Source organism: Aminithiophilus ramosus, from assembly GCF_018069705.1.
In the GTDB taxonomy this organism is placed as follows: domain Bacteria; phylum Synergistota; class Synergistia; order Synergistales; family Aminithiophilaceae; genus Aminithiophilus; species Aminithiophilus ramosus.
This window is the reverse complement of the sequence record NZ_CP072943.1, coordinates 1,257,245-1,274,142: the sequence shown is the minus strand read 5'-3', so window position 1 is coordinate 1,274,142 and position 16,898 is coordinate 1,257,245. Positions and strand designations below refer to the sequence as shown.

Below are 16,898 nucleotides of genomic sequence, written 5' to 3'. Positions count from 1 at the left end.
AGGGAGGACGGATCAAGGACGATCGGAACTGTAACTTTTCCGTAACGTCGAATATGATAGTTTTAGACGGCGTCGGAGTCGCTTTTTGCGAGCTCGGAGGGAGGTTCTCCAGGTCATGGCTAAAATCTTTGAGGGGGAAAGCAAGGGGAAAGAGCCCTTATCCCCCGAAAAGGGCGTCGAAAAGGCCCTTTTCCGAGACAGGGCGCTCTTCTTCAACCGCGAGCTGAGTTGGCTCGCCTTCAACTCCCGAGTCCTCGACGAGGCCCTCAGGGAGGAGACTCCCCTTTTGGAGAGAGTCAAGTTCCTCTCCATTTTCTTCGCCAATCTCGACGAATTTTTCATGATCCGCGTTTCGGGCCTGCACCGCCAGGTCGAGATGGGGGCCCTCGTCCTGCCTCCCGACGGCATGACGCCCGTCCGTCAGCTGGCCCTTCTGCGTCAGCGACTCGTCCCCCTTCTCGACAGGGCCTACGGCTGCTGGCGGGAGGTCCTTCTTCCGGGCCTGGCCGGCCGGAAGGTGCGGCTCCTCGAATACGCCGATGTCGACGAGGGAGCCCGTCGCCTCCTGGAGGGGTATTTCCGCCGGGAGATCTTCCCCATCCTGACGCCTCAGGCCGTCGATCCGGGACGTCCCTTCCCCCTCATCTCCAATCTGAGCGTCAACCTCCTCGTCGTCCTCGACGATTCGGCCGTGGGGAAGCGCTACGTCCGCCTCAAGATTCCCCGCGTCATTTCTCGCCTTCTTCCCATCCCCTTCGGCCGGGGCGAGGCCTCGCCGGCCCTGGCCGAGAGGGGACGTGCCCGGGGCGATTTCGTCTGGCTCGAGGATATCGTGGCGGCCAATCTCCAGAGCCTCTTTCCCGGCCACCGCATCGAGGGGGCCTATCCCTTCCGGGTCACGCGCAACGCCGACATGGAACTTCAGGAGGACGAGGGCTCGGACCTGCTGACGGCCGTCCAGGTCGGCCTGGAGCAGCGCCGCTTCGGCCCTTCGGTGCGCCTCGAGGTCACGCCGGCCATGCCCGAGGCGGAGTTGCAGTTTCTCCTCTCCCGCCTGGAGCTGACGCCATTTCAGATCTACCGGGCGCCCGACCATCTCGATCTGGCCTCCCTGAGCCGCCTGGCCCGCCTCGAGAGGCCCGACCTCAAGGACGAGCCCTTCCTTCCCCTTCCGGCCCGATCCCTCTGCGGAGACGATCCTTTCGGGGCCGTCGCCGAGGGGGACATTCTGCTCTACCATCCCTACGACAGCTTCGTCCCCGTCGTCGATCTCATCCGCCGGGCGGCGAAAGATCCCGACGTGCTGGCCATCAAGATGACCCTCTACCGCGTCGGTCCCGGCTCTCCCCTCGTCGAGGCCCTCATGGAGGCCCGCACCATGGGCAAGCAGGTGACGGCTCTGGTGGAGCTCAAGGCCCGTTTCGACGAGGAGCACAACATCTCCTGGGCCAGAGCCCTGGAGCAGGCGGGCGTTCACGTCGTCTACGGCCTCGTGGGACTCAAGACCCACGCCAAGATGTGCCTCATCATCAGGAGAGAGGAGGAGGGGCTGCGCTCCTACGTCCATCTCGGCACGGGCAATTACAACCACGTGACGACGACGCTCTACAGCGACTTCGCCCTCCTCTCCGTCCGGGAGGAGCTGGCGGCCGATGTGGCCGATCTCTTCAACGCCCTGACGGGTTATTCCCGCAAGAAGGAGTACCGCCGCCTCCTCGTCGCTCCGGGGAACATGCGCGAGGCCCTCGTGAGCCGCATCGCCCGCGAGGCCGAGCAGCACCGCCTCCAGGGAGGGGGGCGCATCGTCATGAAGATGAACCAGCTCGTCGACCGGGCCTGCATCGAGGCCCTCTACGAGGCCTCACGGGCCGGGGTTCCCATCGACCTTCAGGTCCGGGGCATCTGCTGTCTCCGGCCCGGTCTCGCCGGGGTGAGCGAGACGATCCGCGTCACCTCCCTCGTCGGGCGCTTCCTCGAGCACGCCCGGCTCTACTACTTCCGCAACGGCGGCGACGAGGAGCTTTTCATGGGCAGCGCCGATCTCATGCCCCGCAACCTGGACCGCCGCGTCGAAATTCTCTTCCCCGTCGAGTCGCCTTCGGTGCGGAAGGCCATCATGGAGACGGTCATGGCCGCCCACCTCGACGACACGAAGGGGTTGAGCCGCCTCCTGCCCGACGGGAGCTACGAACGGATCCTTCCCTCTCCCGGCGAGGCCCCTTTCGACTCCCAGTCCTGGATGATCGCCCACAGAGGCGCGTGGCGTCAGAACGAGGGGGGAGAGCGGTGAAGGGACCGACGCTCCGCGCTTTCGCCGGCCAGGCCCTTCTGGAGCGCCTTCAGCGGATGTTGAAGGAGTCTCGCGGCGTCCGCCTGGGCGAGGATCCCGAGTGCCTCCACCGGATGCGCGTCGCCTCGAGACGTCTCCGGAGCGCCCTGTCGCTTTTCGAATCCCTTTTCGAGGGGAAGGAGACGCGGCGTTGGCGCCGCGAGGTGGGCGGCATGGCACGGGCCTTGGGCGATGGTCGCGATCTCGACGTCCAGATCCAATACCTCGAGACCTTCATCGCCGACTGCGGCGATAGGGGACTCCGCCCCGGGCCGGAACGGCTCCTCCTCAGGCTGCGACAGAGAAGGGAAGGGCTCCAGCGGACGATAGTCTCCTCCCTCGACGCCTTCTTCGACGGTCCGACGCCCTCGGCCATGGCCGAGGCCTTCCGGGGCCTTCTGGAGCGCGATTTTCTCTGCGGTGCCCCGAAGGAGGACGACCTGGGCGACAGGGTGGCGGAAGCCCTCTTCCCCCTTCTGGCCCGGCTGCTCAGCTTTTCCGGCTCGGCCCGTTGCCCCGAGGATGTCGAGGGACTCCATTCCATGCGCATCGCCGCCAAACGCCTCAGATACGCCGTCGAGATCTTCCTCCCTCACCTGGGCGAGGGAGGGGAGCCCCTTCTCGACGAGGCCCGGTCCCTTCAGGCCCTTCTGGGACGGATCCACGACGATGATGTCTGGATCGCCTTCCTGCCCGATTTCATCGACGAGGAAAGGCGGAGAACGGTGGCCTTCTACGGCCACGGCCGTCTCTTCCCTCGCCTCCTTCCCGGCCTCGAAGCCCTCGAAAGGGCCGTCGCCGCCGACAGGACGAGGACCTACGAGGCCTTTCTCGACCGTTGGGAGGAGCTGGAGGGGCGGGGATTCTGGTCCGATCGGATCGGCGCTTATCGCACAGAGGGGGAGGTCGAACGCCATGAGAGTGACCCTGATCAGTGACGTCCACGGCAATCTGCCGGCTTTGGAGGCCGTTCTGGCCCATGCCCGGGCCCGTCGGGGGGGACCTCTCTGGAACGGAGGCGACGACACGGGCTACGGTCCTTTCCCCCATGAAGTGCTGGCCCTCCTCCGTCCCCTGGAAAAGAGGGCCGTGCGGGGCAATTATGACGAAAAGGTCCTCAAGGCCCCCGTCAAGTCCGAGGCCTGGTACCGCAAAAAGAACCCTCTCAAGGCCCGTAATTTCATCTGGACGCACGACGCCCTCGACGACGCCGACCGGGCCTACCTGGCCTCCCTTCCTCGCCAGCTGGCTTTCGACGCCGCCGGACTCCGGGTCCTTCTCGTCCACGCCAGCCCCCTCTCCTCCTCGGAGCCCCTGGGGCCCGACACGCCCGACGAGAGGCTTGCGGTCATCGCCGCCGAGGCGAAAGCCGATCTCGTCGTCGTCGGTCATTCCCACCGCCCCTTCGCCCGCAGGGTGGGCGGCACCTGGTTCGTCAACCCCGGCAGCGTGGGCCGTCCCGAGGGGGGCGACCCCCGTGCCTCCTACGCCCTTCTCGATATCGTCGACGGTCGCGTCTACGTGACCCATCACCGCGTCGCCTACGACGTTTCGGCCTGCCTCGCGGCCCTGCGCCGCGCCGGACTCCCCGAAGGCCTGGGCCGCGTCCTGGCCGAAGGACGCTCCCTCGACGAGCTGGAGGCCCGTCGGGACGAGCGGGGGCAAGAGACGCTCCTCCGTCAGGGGTGGCGCCTGCTGCGGTCGACCTGCGCCGCTCCCGACGACGCCCGCCGCGATCCCCTCGAAGCCGTCCTCGAGACGGCGACGCGTCTCGTACCCCACGAAATGGCCCATCTCAAGCAGGTGACGGGCCTGGCCCTGCGTCTTTTCGACGATCTCCGGGGGCTTCACGGCCTGGGGGAGCGGGATCGCCTGCGCCTTCAGTGCGCCGCCCTCCTCCACGACATCGGCTGGGCGCGGGGAGGAAAGAAACACCACACGCGGGCCCTCTCGATGATCCTCCAGGAGCGGGCTCTGCCCTTCTCCTGCCGCGACCGCTGCCTCATCGGCTCCGTGGCCCGCTACCACAGGAGGTCCCTCCCCAGGGAACGCCATTTTCCCTGGTGCCTGCTCGGTTCCGACGAGAGACGGAAGGTCGTCGTCCTCTCCGCCCTGCTCCGCGTCGCCGACGGCCTCGACTACAGCCACATCGGCCTCGTCGACGACGTGACGGCTGCCGTCAAGGACGACCGCGTCGTCCTTTCCTGCCTCTCGCGGCGGAAGGAGGGGCCGGACCTCAAACGGGCTCTGGAGAAAGGGGCCGATCCTTTCCGTCAGGCCTTCGGAAAGGAGCTCCGGATCCGATGGGAGCGGGTCTGATGGGCCGGGACGGGACCGTTTCGGCCTTCATGGATCTGGGGACCAACTCCATCCGCCTCCTTGTCGTGCGCATCAACGACAACGGCTCCTACACGGTGCTGCGCAAGGAGAAGGCCTTCGCCCGCCTCGGCGAGGGGGCCTTTCAGGAGGGGCGTCTCCAGGAGGAGGCCATGGATCGGGCCCTCGTCATCGCCTGCCGCTTCCGCGACCTGGCCCTCTCCTACGGTGCCGACGAGGTCAGCGCCGTCGCCACGTCGGCGACGCGCGACGCCGAGAACCGCTCCGAGTTCCTGGCCCGTCTCGCCGAGGGGGGGCTCGACGTCCGCGTCGTCTCGGGCAAGGAGGAGGCCCGCCTCATCTACCTCGGCGTCGCCGGAGGGGCCCTCATCGAGGAGAAGGAGGTCTTTTTCGTCGACATCGGCGGCGGGAGCACGGAAATCATCGTCGGCGATCAGGAGAGCTACGACTACCTCGATTCCCTCAAGGTGGGGGCCATCCGCCTCTCCAACCTCTTCTTCCGCCCCGAAGAGGAGGGGCCCGTTCCCGAAGGACGCTACGCTCTCATGACCCAGTACGTGCGCAACGCCGGGTTGAGGACGATCCAGCGCCTTGAGGGACGCCGCTTCAATCGCACCATCGGCAGCTCGGGGACTCTCGTCAACTTGACCGAAATCGCCTCCCGCCTCACCGGCTCGCCCCATCTCTCTCTGGCCGACCTGAAGGTCCTCCGGGCGCGGCTCTGTTCCCTCGACCTGAGGGAGAGGCGTCTCCTTCCGGGGATGAATCCCGAGAGGGCCGACATCATCATCGCCGGGGCCGCCATCGTCGAGACCCTCATGGAGGCGCTCTCCCTGCCCCCTCTCGAGGCGAGTCCTCGGGGGCTTCAGGACGGTCTTCTCCTCGATCACCTCCACCGGACGCGGCCCGAGATGGTCCGGGGGCTTTCGGTGCGGGAGCGCAGCGTCCTTCAGCTCTGCCGGGCCTGCTCCTTCGACGAGCCTCACGCCCGCCACGTCCAGTTCCTGGCCCTTTCCCTCTTCGACGGGACCCGTGACCTGGGCCTTCATCCCTTCGGCGAGGCCGAACGCGATCTCCTGGGCCATGTGGCCCTCATGCACGATCTGGGACTCTTTCTCTCTTTCAGCAATCACCACGCCCACACGGCCTACATCATCGAAAACGCCGAACTGCTGGGCTTCGACGAGAGAGAGCTGGCCTCCATGGCCACGGCGGCCTTCTTCCACCGCAAGAAGGGGCCGGGCAGGAAGCATCCCCTCTTCGCCCGCCTCGACAAGGCTGCGCGCCGGACGGTGCGCGTCCTGAGCCTCTTCCTCCGGCTGGCCGAGAGCCTCGACCGCTCCCATTCCAAGGCCGTCACCTCCATCGAACTCAGGAAAGAGAGGGGGAAAAGCCTTCTCCTTCGTCTTCGGACCCGACGGGAATGCGATCTCGAAATCCTTCAGCTCGACGGCCACCGCGACGATTTCGCCGACGTCCTGGGACTGCCCTTCCGCGTCGAGGCGGAGATCGCCGAGGGGGTCGAAGGTTCCGAAGTGGCCTGAGGGAAAGGAGTATGCTAAGGTTGGTCTGCAAGGCCAACTTCCCCTGAGCCAGGAGGATGAGCGATGGATCCCGTTCTGGACCTCTCGCGTCTGCTCTCTCCCCGGAGCGTCGCCATCGTGGGCGCTTCGTCCAACCTCGACAGCATCTCCGGCCGTCCCCTCAAGCTCCTGCGCCGCCTCGGCTTCCGGGGGGCCCTCTATCCCGTCAATCCCGGCCGCCGCGAGATCGGAGGGCTGCCCTGCTGGCCCGACGTCGCCTCCCTTCCGGAGACGCCCGACGTGGTCCTCGTCGGCGTCCGGGCCGATCTCGTCGAGGCCGTCGTCGACCAGTGCGTCGCGAGGGGTGTCCTCTTCGCCGTCATCTTCTCGTCGGGCTTCGCCGAATCGGACGATCCCGGAAGTCAGCGCCGCCTCGTCGAAAAGGCCGCCGCCGGGGGCATGAGGCTTCTGGGGCCCAACTGTCAGGGACTGGTGAACCTGAAGGACCGCGTCCCCCTCTCCTTCTCGGCCTCTCTCGACACCGATGCGCTCCGCGACGGCTCCGTGGCCTACGTCTCCCAGAGCGGCGCCTTCGGCTTCGCCTCCTACGCCATGGCCGCCGACCAGGGCGTGGGCTTTCGCTACGTCGTCACCACGGGCAATCAGGCCGACCTCGACGTCCTCGACTTCGCCCGCCACTTCGTCACCGACCCCGAGGTGCGCCTTCTCGTCCTCTATCTGGAGGGGCTGAATCGGGGTGAGGCCTTTTTCGATCTTCTCGACGAGGCGAGCCGCCGCGATCTCCCCGTGGCCATCCTCAAGGCGGGCCGGAGCGCCACGGCCCGTGAGGCGGCCAAGAGCCACACGGCGGCCCTCACCGGCGACCGGGCGGCCTGGGCGGCCGTCATGGCCCAGCATCGCGTCATCGCCATCGACGACGCCGACGATATCGTCGACATGGGGCGCGTCTTCTCCCTCGGGACGGTCCCCGCGGGAAACCGCGTGGCCGTCCTCACCACGTCGGGCGGCGGCGGCATCCTCATGGCCGACCAGTGCGACGACCAGGGGCTGGCCGTCCCCCTCTTCAGCGAGGCCCTTCAGGCCCGGCTGGCCCCCTACCTTCCCGCCTTCGGATCGACGCGCAACCCCGTCGACATGACGGCCCAGGTCATCAACGATCCCGAGGGTTTCCCTGCCTGTCTCGACGCCGTTCTCTCCAGCGACGAGGCGGACATGGTCGTCGTCGTTCTCTCCATGATCACCGGCCAGGCCGGTCGAAAAATGGCCGAAGATCTGGCCCGCGCCGCCGAGAGGGCCCGCAAACCCCTGGTCTGCTGCTGGATGATCAACGAGGAGCAGGGGGGGGCTTTCCTGGACTATCTCCGTCACCGGATCCCCCTCTTCGGCAGCCCCAAGCGCTGCGCCAGGGCTCTCGGCGCCCTTCATCGCTGGAGCACGAGGAGCCGCCAGCCCCGCTGCGCCCTTCCTCCCGCCGTGCCCGCCCTGGACGCCTTCCCGGATCGGCTGACGGAATACGACGCCAAACGCCTCCTGGATCTTCACGGCGTCCCCGTCACGCGGGAGCGCCTCTGCCAGACCCTAGAGGAGGCCCTGACCGCCGCCGAGGAGATCGGTTACCCCGTGGCCCTCAAGATCATGTCTCCCGACATCCTCCACAAGACGGAGGCCCGAATCGTCGCCCTGCGCCTCAAGGACGAGGAGGAGCTCAAGAACGCCTACGGCAGGCTCCTTGAGCGGGCGGCCCTCTACGACGAAAGGGCCGAGATCGTCGGCGTCCTCGTCCAGGAGATGGTCGAGGGAGGGATGGAGTGCATGATCGGCATGAGCCGCGATCCGCTCTTCGGCCCCATGATCGCCGTCGGCCTGGGAGGAATCTACGTCGAGGTCCTCAAGGACCTCTCCCTGCGCCATGCTCCCTTGACGGAGGAGATGGCCCGGGAGATGATCGGGGAACTCAAGGGGTACCCCCTGCTCCGAGGCGTCAGGGGCGAGGGGGGACGCGACATCGCCGCCCTGGCCGAGGCCGTGGCCGCCGTCTCCCGCATGGCCTGCGCCGAACCCGATCTTCTGGAACTGGACGTCAACCCCCTCTTCGTCCTTCCCGAGGGGAGGGGCGTCGTTGCCGCCGACGCTCTCGTCGTAAGGAGGCAGAAAAAATGAGCTGGCTATGGCTGGTCCTGGGCTACCTTTTCGGCTCGACGCCGACGGGTTTCGTCGTCGTCCGCCTCGTCCGCGGCGAGGACATCCGCCGCCACGGCTCGGGCAACATCGGAGCCACCAACGTGGGCCGCGTCATGGGCAAGCCCTGGGCCGTCGCCGTGGCCCTCTTCGACATGATCAAGGGAGGTCTGGCCATCGCCCTGGCCCGGGCCTGCGCCGTCGACGATCCCCGGATTCTGGCCCTCGTCGGCGTCGCCGCCGTCTGCGGCCACAACTTCCCCTTCTGGCTCCGCTTCAAAGGGGGCAAGGGCGTGGCCACCTCCTTCGGCGTCCTCTTCTTCCTCAATCCGCCCTCGGCCCTCATCGGCGGCGCCCTCTGGTATGCCGTCATGCGTCTTTCCCGCTACGTCTCCCTGGCCTCCATGGTCTCCCTCTCGGCCGTTCCCCTCCTGCTGGCGCTTTTCGAGGCCCCCGGCGCCTATGTGGGGGCCGCCGTCGCCCTGGCCCTTCTGACCATCGTCCGTCACAGGGCCAACATCGGCCGCCTCCGGGCCGGAACGGAGAGCAAAGTCGGGAAGAAGTAGGCCTTTTTCTTGACGTTTCTTGACCATATGGCTATAATTCCCTTGAGTCAAGAAAGGTCAAGGGAGGGGTTCCATGTCGAGCCTGACGCGGTCCATCGAAGAGTACATCCACGGCCTCCTCGAAGAGGAGGAGGCCCCAACCGTATCCCTCCGCCGCAAAGACCTGGCCGAGCATTTCGGCTGCGTCCCCAGCCAGATCAACTACGTCCTCCGAAGCCGTTTCACCCCCGAGAAGGGCTTTCTCGTCGAGAGCCAGAGGGGGGGCCACGGCTTCATCCGCATCGCCCGCATCACCTTCCGCCGCCCCCAGGAGCGCGTCGATCACCTGGAGGCCATCATCGGCAACGTCATCTCCTCCCAGGAGGTGCGCCACCTGTTGACGAGCCTTCAGGAGAGGGAGATCCTCACCGACAGAGAGAGGCTTCTTCTCGAGGTGGCCCTCCGCTTTCAGGACGAGGTGGCCGAGAACTATTTCGACCTCTCGCCCTACAAGCGGGACATGCTCCAGGCCGATCTCCTCAAGCGTCTCCTGCGCAGCCTGGCCCTCTCCTAGGGACGTCGGCCATGAAGTGCGAACACTGCAACGACGGGGAGGCCGAGATCCACATCCGCCAGACGTCGGCAGGGCAGACCCGGGAGTTCCACCTTTGTCACGACTGTGCCCGCAAACTCGCCGCCGAGGGGGTCATCCCCGATTTCTCCTTCGGAAGCCCTGCGACGAGCCTGCTGGGCGCCCTCTGGAGCCTTCCTTTTCCGAAGGAGTCGGAGGAGCCCCGCCGTCTCTGCCCTTCCTGCTCCATGGATCTGGGCGAGTTCAAACGGACGGGGATGTTGGGCTGTCCCCTCTGCTACAGCGCCTTCAGGGAGACCGTCGAGCCCCTGCTGCGCAAGGTCCAGGGTTCGACGGTCCACAGGGGACTCCGCCCCGATGGAGCCGTCGACGGGGGCGGCGAATCCCTCTCTCTGCTGCGGCGGAGGCTCGAGGAGGCCGTCGCCGACGAACGCTACGAGCAGGCCGCCGAGCTGAGAGACCGCATCCGCGCCCTCCGGGACGTCTTGCGAGGTCCCTCATGAGCCCCCATCGTCTCGTCGAGCGCCCCCTCCAGTGGACGGAGGGCGGCGAAGGCTATCCCGTGGCCGTCTCGAGCCGTGTCCGGTTGGCCCGCAATCTCTCCGGACTTCCCTTCCCCTGTCGCGCCTCGGAAGAGGTTCTCGACGGGACGGTACGGCAGATTCTCGAGGCCCCGGGGGAGGCCCTGGCCGGGGGCGAGACGATCGTCGTCGACGCCGCCGATTCCCTTTCTCGGCGGCTTCTGGTCGAGAGGCGCCTGATCAGCCCGGCCTTCGCCGCCGGAGGCCGGGGGAGGGTCGTCGTCGTCGACCCCCTCGGCGTCGTCTCCCTCATGATCAACGAAGAGGACCATCTGAGGGTTCAGGTCGTCCTGGGGGGACTCCGGCTGGGCGAGGCGAGTCGCCTGGCCCTGGCCGTCCATGAGGCGCTGGCGGCCTCCCTGAATTTCGCCTTCGACGAGAGGCTCGGTTTCCTGACGGCCTGTCCCACCAACGTCGGGACGGGCATGAGAGCCTCCGTCATGATCCACATCCCCGCCCTGGAACTGCTGGGCCAGGTCGGCGCCCTTCTCCGCGAGGCCAACCGTCTGGGTCTCACCGTGCGGGGAACCTACGGCGAGGGGACGGAGGCCCAGGGGGCCCTGTACCAGATATCGAACCAGGTGACGCTGGGCCTCGCCGAAGAGGAGCTGGCCGAGAAGGTCGGGGCCGTCACGCGCCGCATCGCCGAAGAGGAGTTTCGCGCCAGGCGGACCCTGGCCGACAACCGAGGCGCCGAGCTCGAGGATCGGGCCTGGCGGGCCTGGGGCCTTCTCCGCTACGGGCGATCCCTCTCCTTCAAGGAGGCCCTGGCCCACCTCTCCTTCATTCACATGGCCGGAGCCCTTTCCGTCGTTCCTCCCCTGACGGCGCCGGAGTGGAACGGCCTCGTCCTGGCCGTTCAGCCGGCCCATCTGGAGGCGCGATCGGGGGGGGATCTCTCCCCGGCCGAACGGGACCGGGCGCGGGGCGATCTGATTCGCTCCCGGCTGGCCCGAAAAATCTGACGAACCGGCCCGGAGGGAATCCGGGCTCGAGGAGGTTCTCCCATGTGGCAGTTTTTCACCGAACGAGGCAAGAAAGTCGTCCAGTTGGCCCATCGAGAGGCCCTCAGACTCGGCAACGACGTCATCGGAACGGAACATATCCTCCTGGGCCTCGTCGCCGAGGGAGAGGGAGTGGCGGCCCACGTCCTGGGCGGGTTCGGCCTCGATCTCGAAAGCCTCCGCGGCCGCGTCGAGGCCATCGTGGGCCGAGGCGAGCCCAAGGAGCGTCCCGTCGATCTCCCTCTGAGCCCGCGGGCCAAGCGCGTCCTCGACCTGGCCATGCGCGAGGCCCGCACCATGGGCGTCAACTATGTCGGAACGGAGCACATCCTCCTGGGCCTCGTCGCCGAGGGGGAGGGAGTGGCGACGCAGGTCCTGGCCTCCTCCGGCTTCGACCTTCCCCGGGTGCGCTCCGAAGTGATGGCCGCCCTCTCCGGCGGCGAGGGTGTCGAGGGACGCGAAGAGCCGGGAACGCACAAGGCGGGGACGGCGCGGACGAAGACGCCGACGCTGGAACAGCTCGGCATCGATCTGACGGCCATGGCCGAAGGGGGCGAACTCGACCCCGTCATCGGTCGAGCCCAGGAGATCCAGCGCGTCGTCCAGATCCTCTCGCGGCGGACGAAAAACAACCCCGTCCTCATCGGCGACCCCGGCGTGGGCAAGACGGCCATCATCGAGGGGCTGGCCCAGAGGATCCACAGCGGCGACATCCCCGAAATCCTGCGGGGCAAGAGGCTCTTTCAGCTCAACGTGGGCAATCTCGTGGCGGGGACCAAGTACAGGGGCGAGTTCGAGGAGCGGATGCGCAAGCTCGTCAAGGAGCTTCGCGAGGCCCGCGACGTCATGCTCTTCATCGATGAGATCCACACCATCGTCGGTGCCGGCGGGGCCGAGGGGGCCGTCGACGCCGCCAACATCCTCAAGCCCAGTTTGGCCCGGGGGGAGTTTCAGGTCATCGGCGCCACGACCATGGACGAGTACCGCAAGCACATCGAAAAGGACGCCGCCCTGGAGCGGCGCTTCCAGCCCGTCAAGGTGGGGGAGCCGACGGTGGAGGACACCATCTCCATCCTCAAGGGACTCCGCGATCGCTACGAGGCCCACCATCGCGTCAAGATCTCCGACGAGGCCGTCGAGGCGGCCTCCCGCCTCTCGGCCCGCTACATCACCGACCGCTACCTGCCCGACAAGGCCATCGACCTCATCGACGAATCGGCGGCCCGGGCCCGGCTGAAGACGATGGAGGCCCCGGCCTCGCTGAAGGAGCTGGAGCGGAACCTCGAGGCCCTCCGCAAGGAGAAGGAGTCGACGGTGGCCGTTCAGGCCTTCGAAAAGGCGGCCCGCCTCCGCGATCAGGAGCGCCTCGCCGCCGAGGAGCTTGAGGCGAGGCGCAAGGAGTGGCAGATCAGGCGCAATCAGGAGGAGCCCGTCCTGGGCTCCGAAGACATCGCCGCCATCGTCTCCGAATGGACGGGCGTTCCCGTCGTCCAGCTCACCGAGGAGGAGGCCCGTCGCCTCCTGCGCATGGAGGAGGAGATCCATCGGCGGCTCATCGGCCAGGACGAGGCCGTCAGCGCCGTCTCGCGGGCCATCCGCCGGGCTCGGAGCGGCATGAAGGACCCTCGCCGCCCCATCGGAAGTTTCCTCTGTCTGGGGCCGACGGGCGTGGGCAAGACGGAGTTGGCCCGGGCCCTGGCCTCCTTCCTCTTCGGCAGCGACGACGCCATGATCCGCCTCGACATGAGCGAGTTCATGGAGCGCCACGAAGTGGCCAAACTCATCGGAGCCCCTCCGGGCTACGTCGGCTACGACGAGGGGGGCAAGCTCACCGAGGCCATCCGACGCCGTCCCTACTCCGTCGTTCTCTTCGACGAGATCGAGAAGGCCCACCCCGACGTCTTCAACCTCCTTCTGCAGGTCATGGAGGACGGCCGTCTCACCGACGGACAGGGACATACCGTCGACTTCCGCAACGCCGTCGTCATGATGACGAGCAACGTCGGCGCCCAGGGGATGGACAGGGGGAAGGCCCTGGGATTCGCCTCCGAGACCGATGGGGCCATGGCCGACTGGAAGAAGGAGAAGGAGCGGATCCTCGAATCGGTGCGGCGAACCTTCCGCCCCGAGTTTCTCAACCGCGTCGACGAGACCGTCGTCTTTCAGCACCTCTCGCGGGACCAGCTCCTTCAGATCGTCGCCATCATGGTGTCGGAGATCGTCAAGCGCCTGGCCGAACGGCAGATCGACATCACCCTCTCCGACGGGGCCCGGCTGTTCCTGCTGGAGAAGGGTTTCGACGCCAAATTCGGCGCCCGTCCCCTGAGGCGCACCCTCCAGCGCCTCGTCGAGGATCGCATGGCCGATCTCCTGCTGGAGGGCGGGGCCGCCCCGGGCTCCTCCTTCCTGATCGACGTCGACGGAGAGGAGCTGCGCTTCATCGCCCGCGAGAGGAGCGAGGCCCGCCCGGAGGAAAGCCGCGAGGCGGAGGAGACGGCGAATCCGGCCTGACAGGGGCGGTTCCGCAGGGAGGCGGATGACATCTCTTGCCCCTTCTGTTAGCATCGACGGAGCGGGATTTCCCGGGGACCTCCCTCCAGGGGGGGGAGGTCAATTCTTTTAGGAGGCGTTTTCACGTTGAAGAAAACAGTGCTCGTTCTGACGGCGACTCTCGCCCTGGCCTTCGCGGCCCTTCCCCTTCACGCCGCTCCCGCCGTGGTCTCTCAGGTCGGATCGGAGACCGTCACCGACGGTGACCTCCGGTTCATCCTCTCCCAGCACGCCAACGGCAACGAGGCCATGGCCATGATCATGATGGCCCAGATGTCCGAGGAGGAGAAGCTCGACTTCGTCACCCAGATCACCGATGCCCTCCTGCTGGCCCAGGCGGCCCAGCGCAAGGGCTATCAGCTCGACGAGGGCGTGGCGCGTCGTCTCCGCTGGGATGCCATCCAGACCCTCTCCCAGGCCTACATGGCCCAGGTCGCCGCCGGCTGGGATCTCTCCGAAAAGGCCATGGAGGCCTACTATGCGGCCCATGAGGCCGACTTCGTCCAGAACGAGGCCGTCCACGTCCGCCACATCCTCGTCGATTCGGAGGAGAAGGCCCGTTCCGTCCTTCTCAAGGCCATGAGCGGCGAGAACTTCGCCGAAGTGGCCGCCAGGGAGAGCGTCGATCAGGGGAGCGCCCGCAAGGGCGGCGATCTGGGCTGGGTCGAGCGGGGGCAGACGGTGCCCTCCTTCGAGGAGACCGCCTTCTCCCTCAAGGCCGGTCGCCTCGGCGGGCCCGTCAAGAGCGACTTCGGCTGGCACGTCATGGAGGTCCTCGAGCGCCGCGACGGCCGGACCCTGAGCTACGCCGAGGCCCGTCCCCTCGTCGCCCAGGCCCTCCAGCAGCACTACATGAAGTCCGAGATCGAACGGCTCCGCGCCTCGGGGGAGTACGTCGTCAACGAGGCGGCGGCGAAAGGATTGGGACGGATAACGCAGTAGCTTACTAAAATCCCGAGCCGATCCGGTTCAGTCGATTTCTTCGGGAGGGAGTGCGGCCTCGAGGCCGCGCTCCCTCCCGTTATCTTTATATGTGCTTTAAGGGGGCATTAGGGCGAAATGCGCCGGCGGCTTTACAGGTGCTCAAATTGGAATATAATGGGAACAGCGTCATGAATCCCGTTCTCCGGGGAGGTCGGTAACGAAGTCGAATTTCGGTTTATTTATTTCGTAACACTTTTCTTCATTTTCGAAAGGGGGAAACAGAGATAATGTCCGATTTGTCCGTTGAAAAGAAGGGGCGAAAGCCCTCCTTCGTCGAGGCCCTCCTCGTCCTCGTCGCCGCGGCGGCCATGATCAGCTTCGGCGTCCTCAAACTGGGCGTCGACGCCCACATCCCCATCGTCTTCTCGGCCACTCTGACGGCCTTCGTCGGCCGTTGGGTCCTGGGCATCCGCTGGAGCGAGATCGAGGAAGGCATGCTTCAGGGAATCACCATGGCCCTCCAGGCCATCATCATCCTCATGACCGTCGGTCTCATCGTCGGCTCCTGGATCCTCAGCGGCAGCGTCCCCTCCATGATCTACTACGGCCTCGATATCCTCTCGCCGGGCTTCTTCCTTCTCGCTTCCCTTCTCATCTGCTCCGTCGTCGGTCTGGCGACGGGGACGTCCTGGGGCACGACGGGCACCGTCGGCATCGCCCTCATGGGCATCGGCGCCGGCCTGGGCATTCCCGCGCCCCTGACGGCGGGCCTCGTCATCTCCGGCGCCTACTTCGGCGACAAGATGTCGCCCCTTTCGGACACGACCAACCTGGCCCCCGCCGTGGCCGGCACGGACCTCTTCACTCACATTAGGGCCATGGTGGCCACGACGGGCGTCACCTACGTCATCGTCGCCGCCCTGGCCATCTTCTTCGGCATGAAGTACGGCAGCGGCACCCTCGACGCCAGCCGCATCGACGCCATCCAGGCCCTCATGGCCGCCGAGTTCCACATCAGCCCCATGGGGCTCATCCCGCCCCTCATCGTCATCGTCCTGGCCGTGGCCAAGCTGCCGGCCCTCCCGGGCCTGGCCGCCGGCATCGGCGCCGCCGTCCTCATGTGCATCGCCCAGGGAACGGGCATGGGCGACATCATCGGCGCCCTCCACTACGGCTACGAGGCCGCTCTCGCCTCGGAGATCGCCGGGGCGGAGACCCTCGAGGCCGTATCCCAGCTCATGGCCGACCACAGCATCGTCGGCGTCGCCCCCGAGATGGCCCAGGAGGTGGGCGGCATGCTCAACGAGCTCCTCACCCGCGGCGGCCTGGACTCGATGATGTGGACCATCTCCCTCATCCTCTGCGCCCTCTCCTTCGGCGGCATGATGGAGCGCTGCGGCTTCCTCGAAGTCCTCCTCCACACGATCCTCAAGGGCGTCCGCAGCGTCGGCGGCCTCGTGGCGGCCGTCATCGCCTCCTGCTTCGTCTCCAACCTCTTCCTGGGAGACCAGTACCTGTCCATCGTCATGCCGGGACGGATGTTCAAGGGCGCCTTCGACGAGAAGGGGCTCCATCCCAAGATGCTCTCGCGCTCCCTCGAGGACTGCGGCACCCTCACGTCGGTCCTCATCCCCTGGAACACCTGCGGCGCCTACAACGCAGGCGTGTTGGGCGTTCCCACCCTGGCCTACGCCCCCTTCGCCTTCCTGAACTACCTCAACCCCATCGTGGCCATCGTCATGAGCTACCTGGGCATCGCCGTCTCCTGGCAGGAGGGCAAGGACCCCAAGGCCGACAAGGCCTGAGGGCGCGGAGCCGATCGGGCTCATCGACTGTCGTCAACGACGGGGAGGGGCGCAGGCGCCGCTCCCCGTCGTGCCATCGCCGCTCAAGGAGGTCCCCCCATGAACGCGATCCTCTCCTCGAAATCGGGAACGCCCTTCCCCAAATGGATGGCCCGTCTGGCCCTCGTCATCGGCCTCCTCCTCGCCGCCGACGCCCTGAGGCAGTTCTCCTTCCACAAGCTGATCGTCGGCGTCTGCTGCGCCTACGCCGCGGGCTACAGCAAGAGGATGTACCTCGCCGACGAGGGCATCGTCAGAGAGTCGGGAAGCTGGTTCGCCTCGAGAAGGGAGGTCCTCCCCTGGGGGGAGGTGGCCTTCGTGACCCTGGCCCTGAAGGGAAGGCAGATGATGGCCTTCTTCGAGAGGGGCGAGACGGGGTGGAGGCTTCTCTTCGACAGGGAGCAGCGCGAGCCGCTGGAAACCCTCCTCCGGGCCAAATGCCCGGGAGTTGAGATTGACGTCATCTGATG

General features: G+C 66.8%; 13 protein-coding genes. All 13 read left to right on the top strand.

All coding sequences use genetic code 11. The features are described 5' to 3' along the window. Positions 1-115: 115 nt before the first annotated feature. The 13 genes from ppk1 (at position 116) to KAR29_RS05710 (ending at position 16,896) form a co-directional block, all read left to right on the top strand. On the top strand, positions 116-2,290 hold the full coding sequence (ppk1, locus tag KAR29_RS05770; RefSeq protein ID WP_274374663.1) for a polyphosphate kinase 1: 2,175 nt from the start codon (positions 116-118) through the stop codon (positions 2,288-2,290). Next, positions 2,287-3,267 (top strand): CHAD domain-containing protein, encoded by a 981-nt coding sequence (locus tag KAR29_RS05765; RefSeq protein WP_274374662.1) that lies wholly within the window; start codon positions 2,287-2,289, stop codon positions 3,265-3,267. The genes ppk1 and KAR29_RS05765 overlap by 4 nt, the downstream gene beginning before the upstream one ends. Continuing rightward, positions 3,245-4,648: a YfcE family phosphodiesterase gene (locus KAR29_RS05760; RefSeq protein WP_274374661.1), complete on the top strand. Its 1,404-nt coding sequence runs from the start codon at positions 3,245-3,247 to the stop codon at positions 4,646-4,648. The genes KAR29_RS05765 and KAR29_RS05760 overlap by 23 nt, the downstream gene beginning before the upstream one ends. Further along, the gene (locus KAR29_RS05755; protein WP_274374660.1) at positions 4,633-6,210 is read left to right on the top strand and encodes a Ppx/GppA phosphatase family protein; all 1,578 of its coding nucleotides are present in this window, start codon (positions 4,633-4,635) and stop codon (positions 6,208-6,210) included. Before KAR29_RS05760 ends, KAR29_RS05755 begins: the two co-directional genes overlap by 16 nt. A 63-nt stretch (positions 6,211-6,273) precedes the next feature. Beyond that, complete coding sequence (locus KAR29_RS05750) at positions 6,274-8,370, top strand: acetate--CoA ligase family protein (protein ID WP_274374659.1); 2,097 nt, start codon at positions 6,274-6,276, stop codon at positions 8,368-8,370. Beyond that, on the top strand, positions 8,367-8,954 hold the full coding sequence (gene plsY / locus KAR29_RS05745; protein WP_274374658.1) for a glycerol-3-phosphate 1-O-acyltransferase PlsY: 588 nt from the start codon (positions 8,367-8,369) through the stop codon (positions 8,952-8,954). Before KAR29_RS05750 ends, plsY begins: the two co-directional genes overlap by 4 nt. Positions 8,955-9,027: 73 nt before the next feature. Then, positions 9,028-9,507: a CtsR family transcriptional regulator gene (locus tag KAR29_RS05740; protein WP_274374657.1), complete on the top strand. Its 480-nt coding sequence runs from the start codon at positions 9,028-9,030 to the stop codon at positions 9,505-9,507. An 11-nt stretch (positions 9,508-9,518) separates the two neighbouring features. Then, positions 9,519-10,028: a UvrB/UvrC motif-containing protein gene (locus KAR29_RS05735; RefSeq protein ID WP_274374656.1), complete on the top strand. Its 510-nt coding sequence runs from the start codon at positions 9,519-9,521 to the stop codon at positions 10,026-10,028. After that, on the top strand, positions 10,025-11,071 hold the full coding sequence (locus tag KAR29_RS05730; protein WP_274374655.1) for an ATP--guanido phosphotransferase: 1,047 nt from the start codon (positions 10,025-10,027) through the stop codon (positions 11,069-11,071). Before KAR29_RS05735 ends, KAR29_RS05730 begins: the two co-directional genes overlap by 4 nt. A gap of 42 nt (positions 11,072-11,113) precedes the next feature. Beyond that, positions 11,114-13,621 (top strand): ATP-dependent Clp protease ATP-binding subunit, encoded by a 2,508-nt coding sequence (locus KAR29_RS05725; RefSeq protein ID WP_274374654.1) that lies wholly within the window; start codon positions 11,114-11,116, stop codon positions 13,619-13,621. A gap of 126 nt (positions 13,622-13,747) precedes the next feature. Next, a complete protein-coding gene (locus KAR29_RS05720; protein WP_274374653.1) occupies positions 13,748-14,602 on the top strand; it encodes a peptidylprolyl isomerase in 855 nt (284 codons plus the stop codon). Positions 14,603-14,871: 269 nt separating this feature from the next. Further along, positions 14,872-16,389 (top strand): Na+/H+ antiporter NhaC, encoded by a 1,518-nt coding sequence (gene nhaC, locus KAR29_RS05715; protein WP_274374652.1) that lies wholly within the window; start codon positions 14,872-14,874, stop codon positions 16,387-16,389. Positions 16,390-16,488: 99 nt separating this feature from the next. Next, positions 16,489-16,896: a hypothetical protein gene (locus tag KAR29_RS05710; protein WP_274374651.1), complete on the top strand. Its 408-nt coding sequence runs from the start codon at positions 16,489-16,491 to the stop codon at positions 16,894-16,896. Positions 16,897-16,898: the final 2 nt, after the last annotated feature.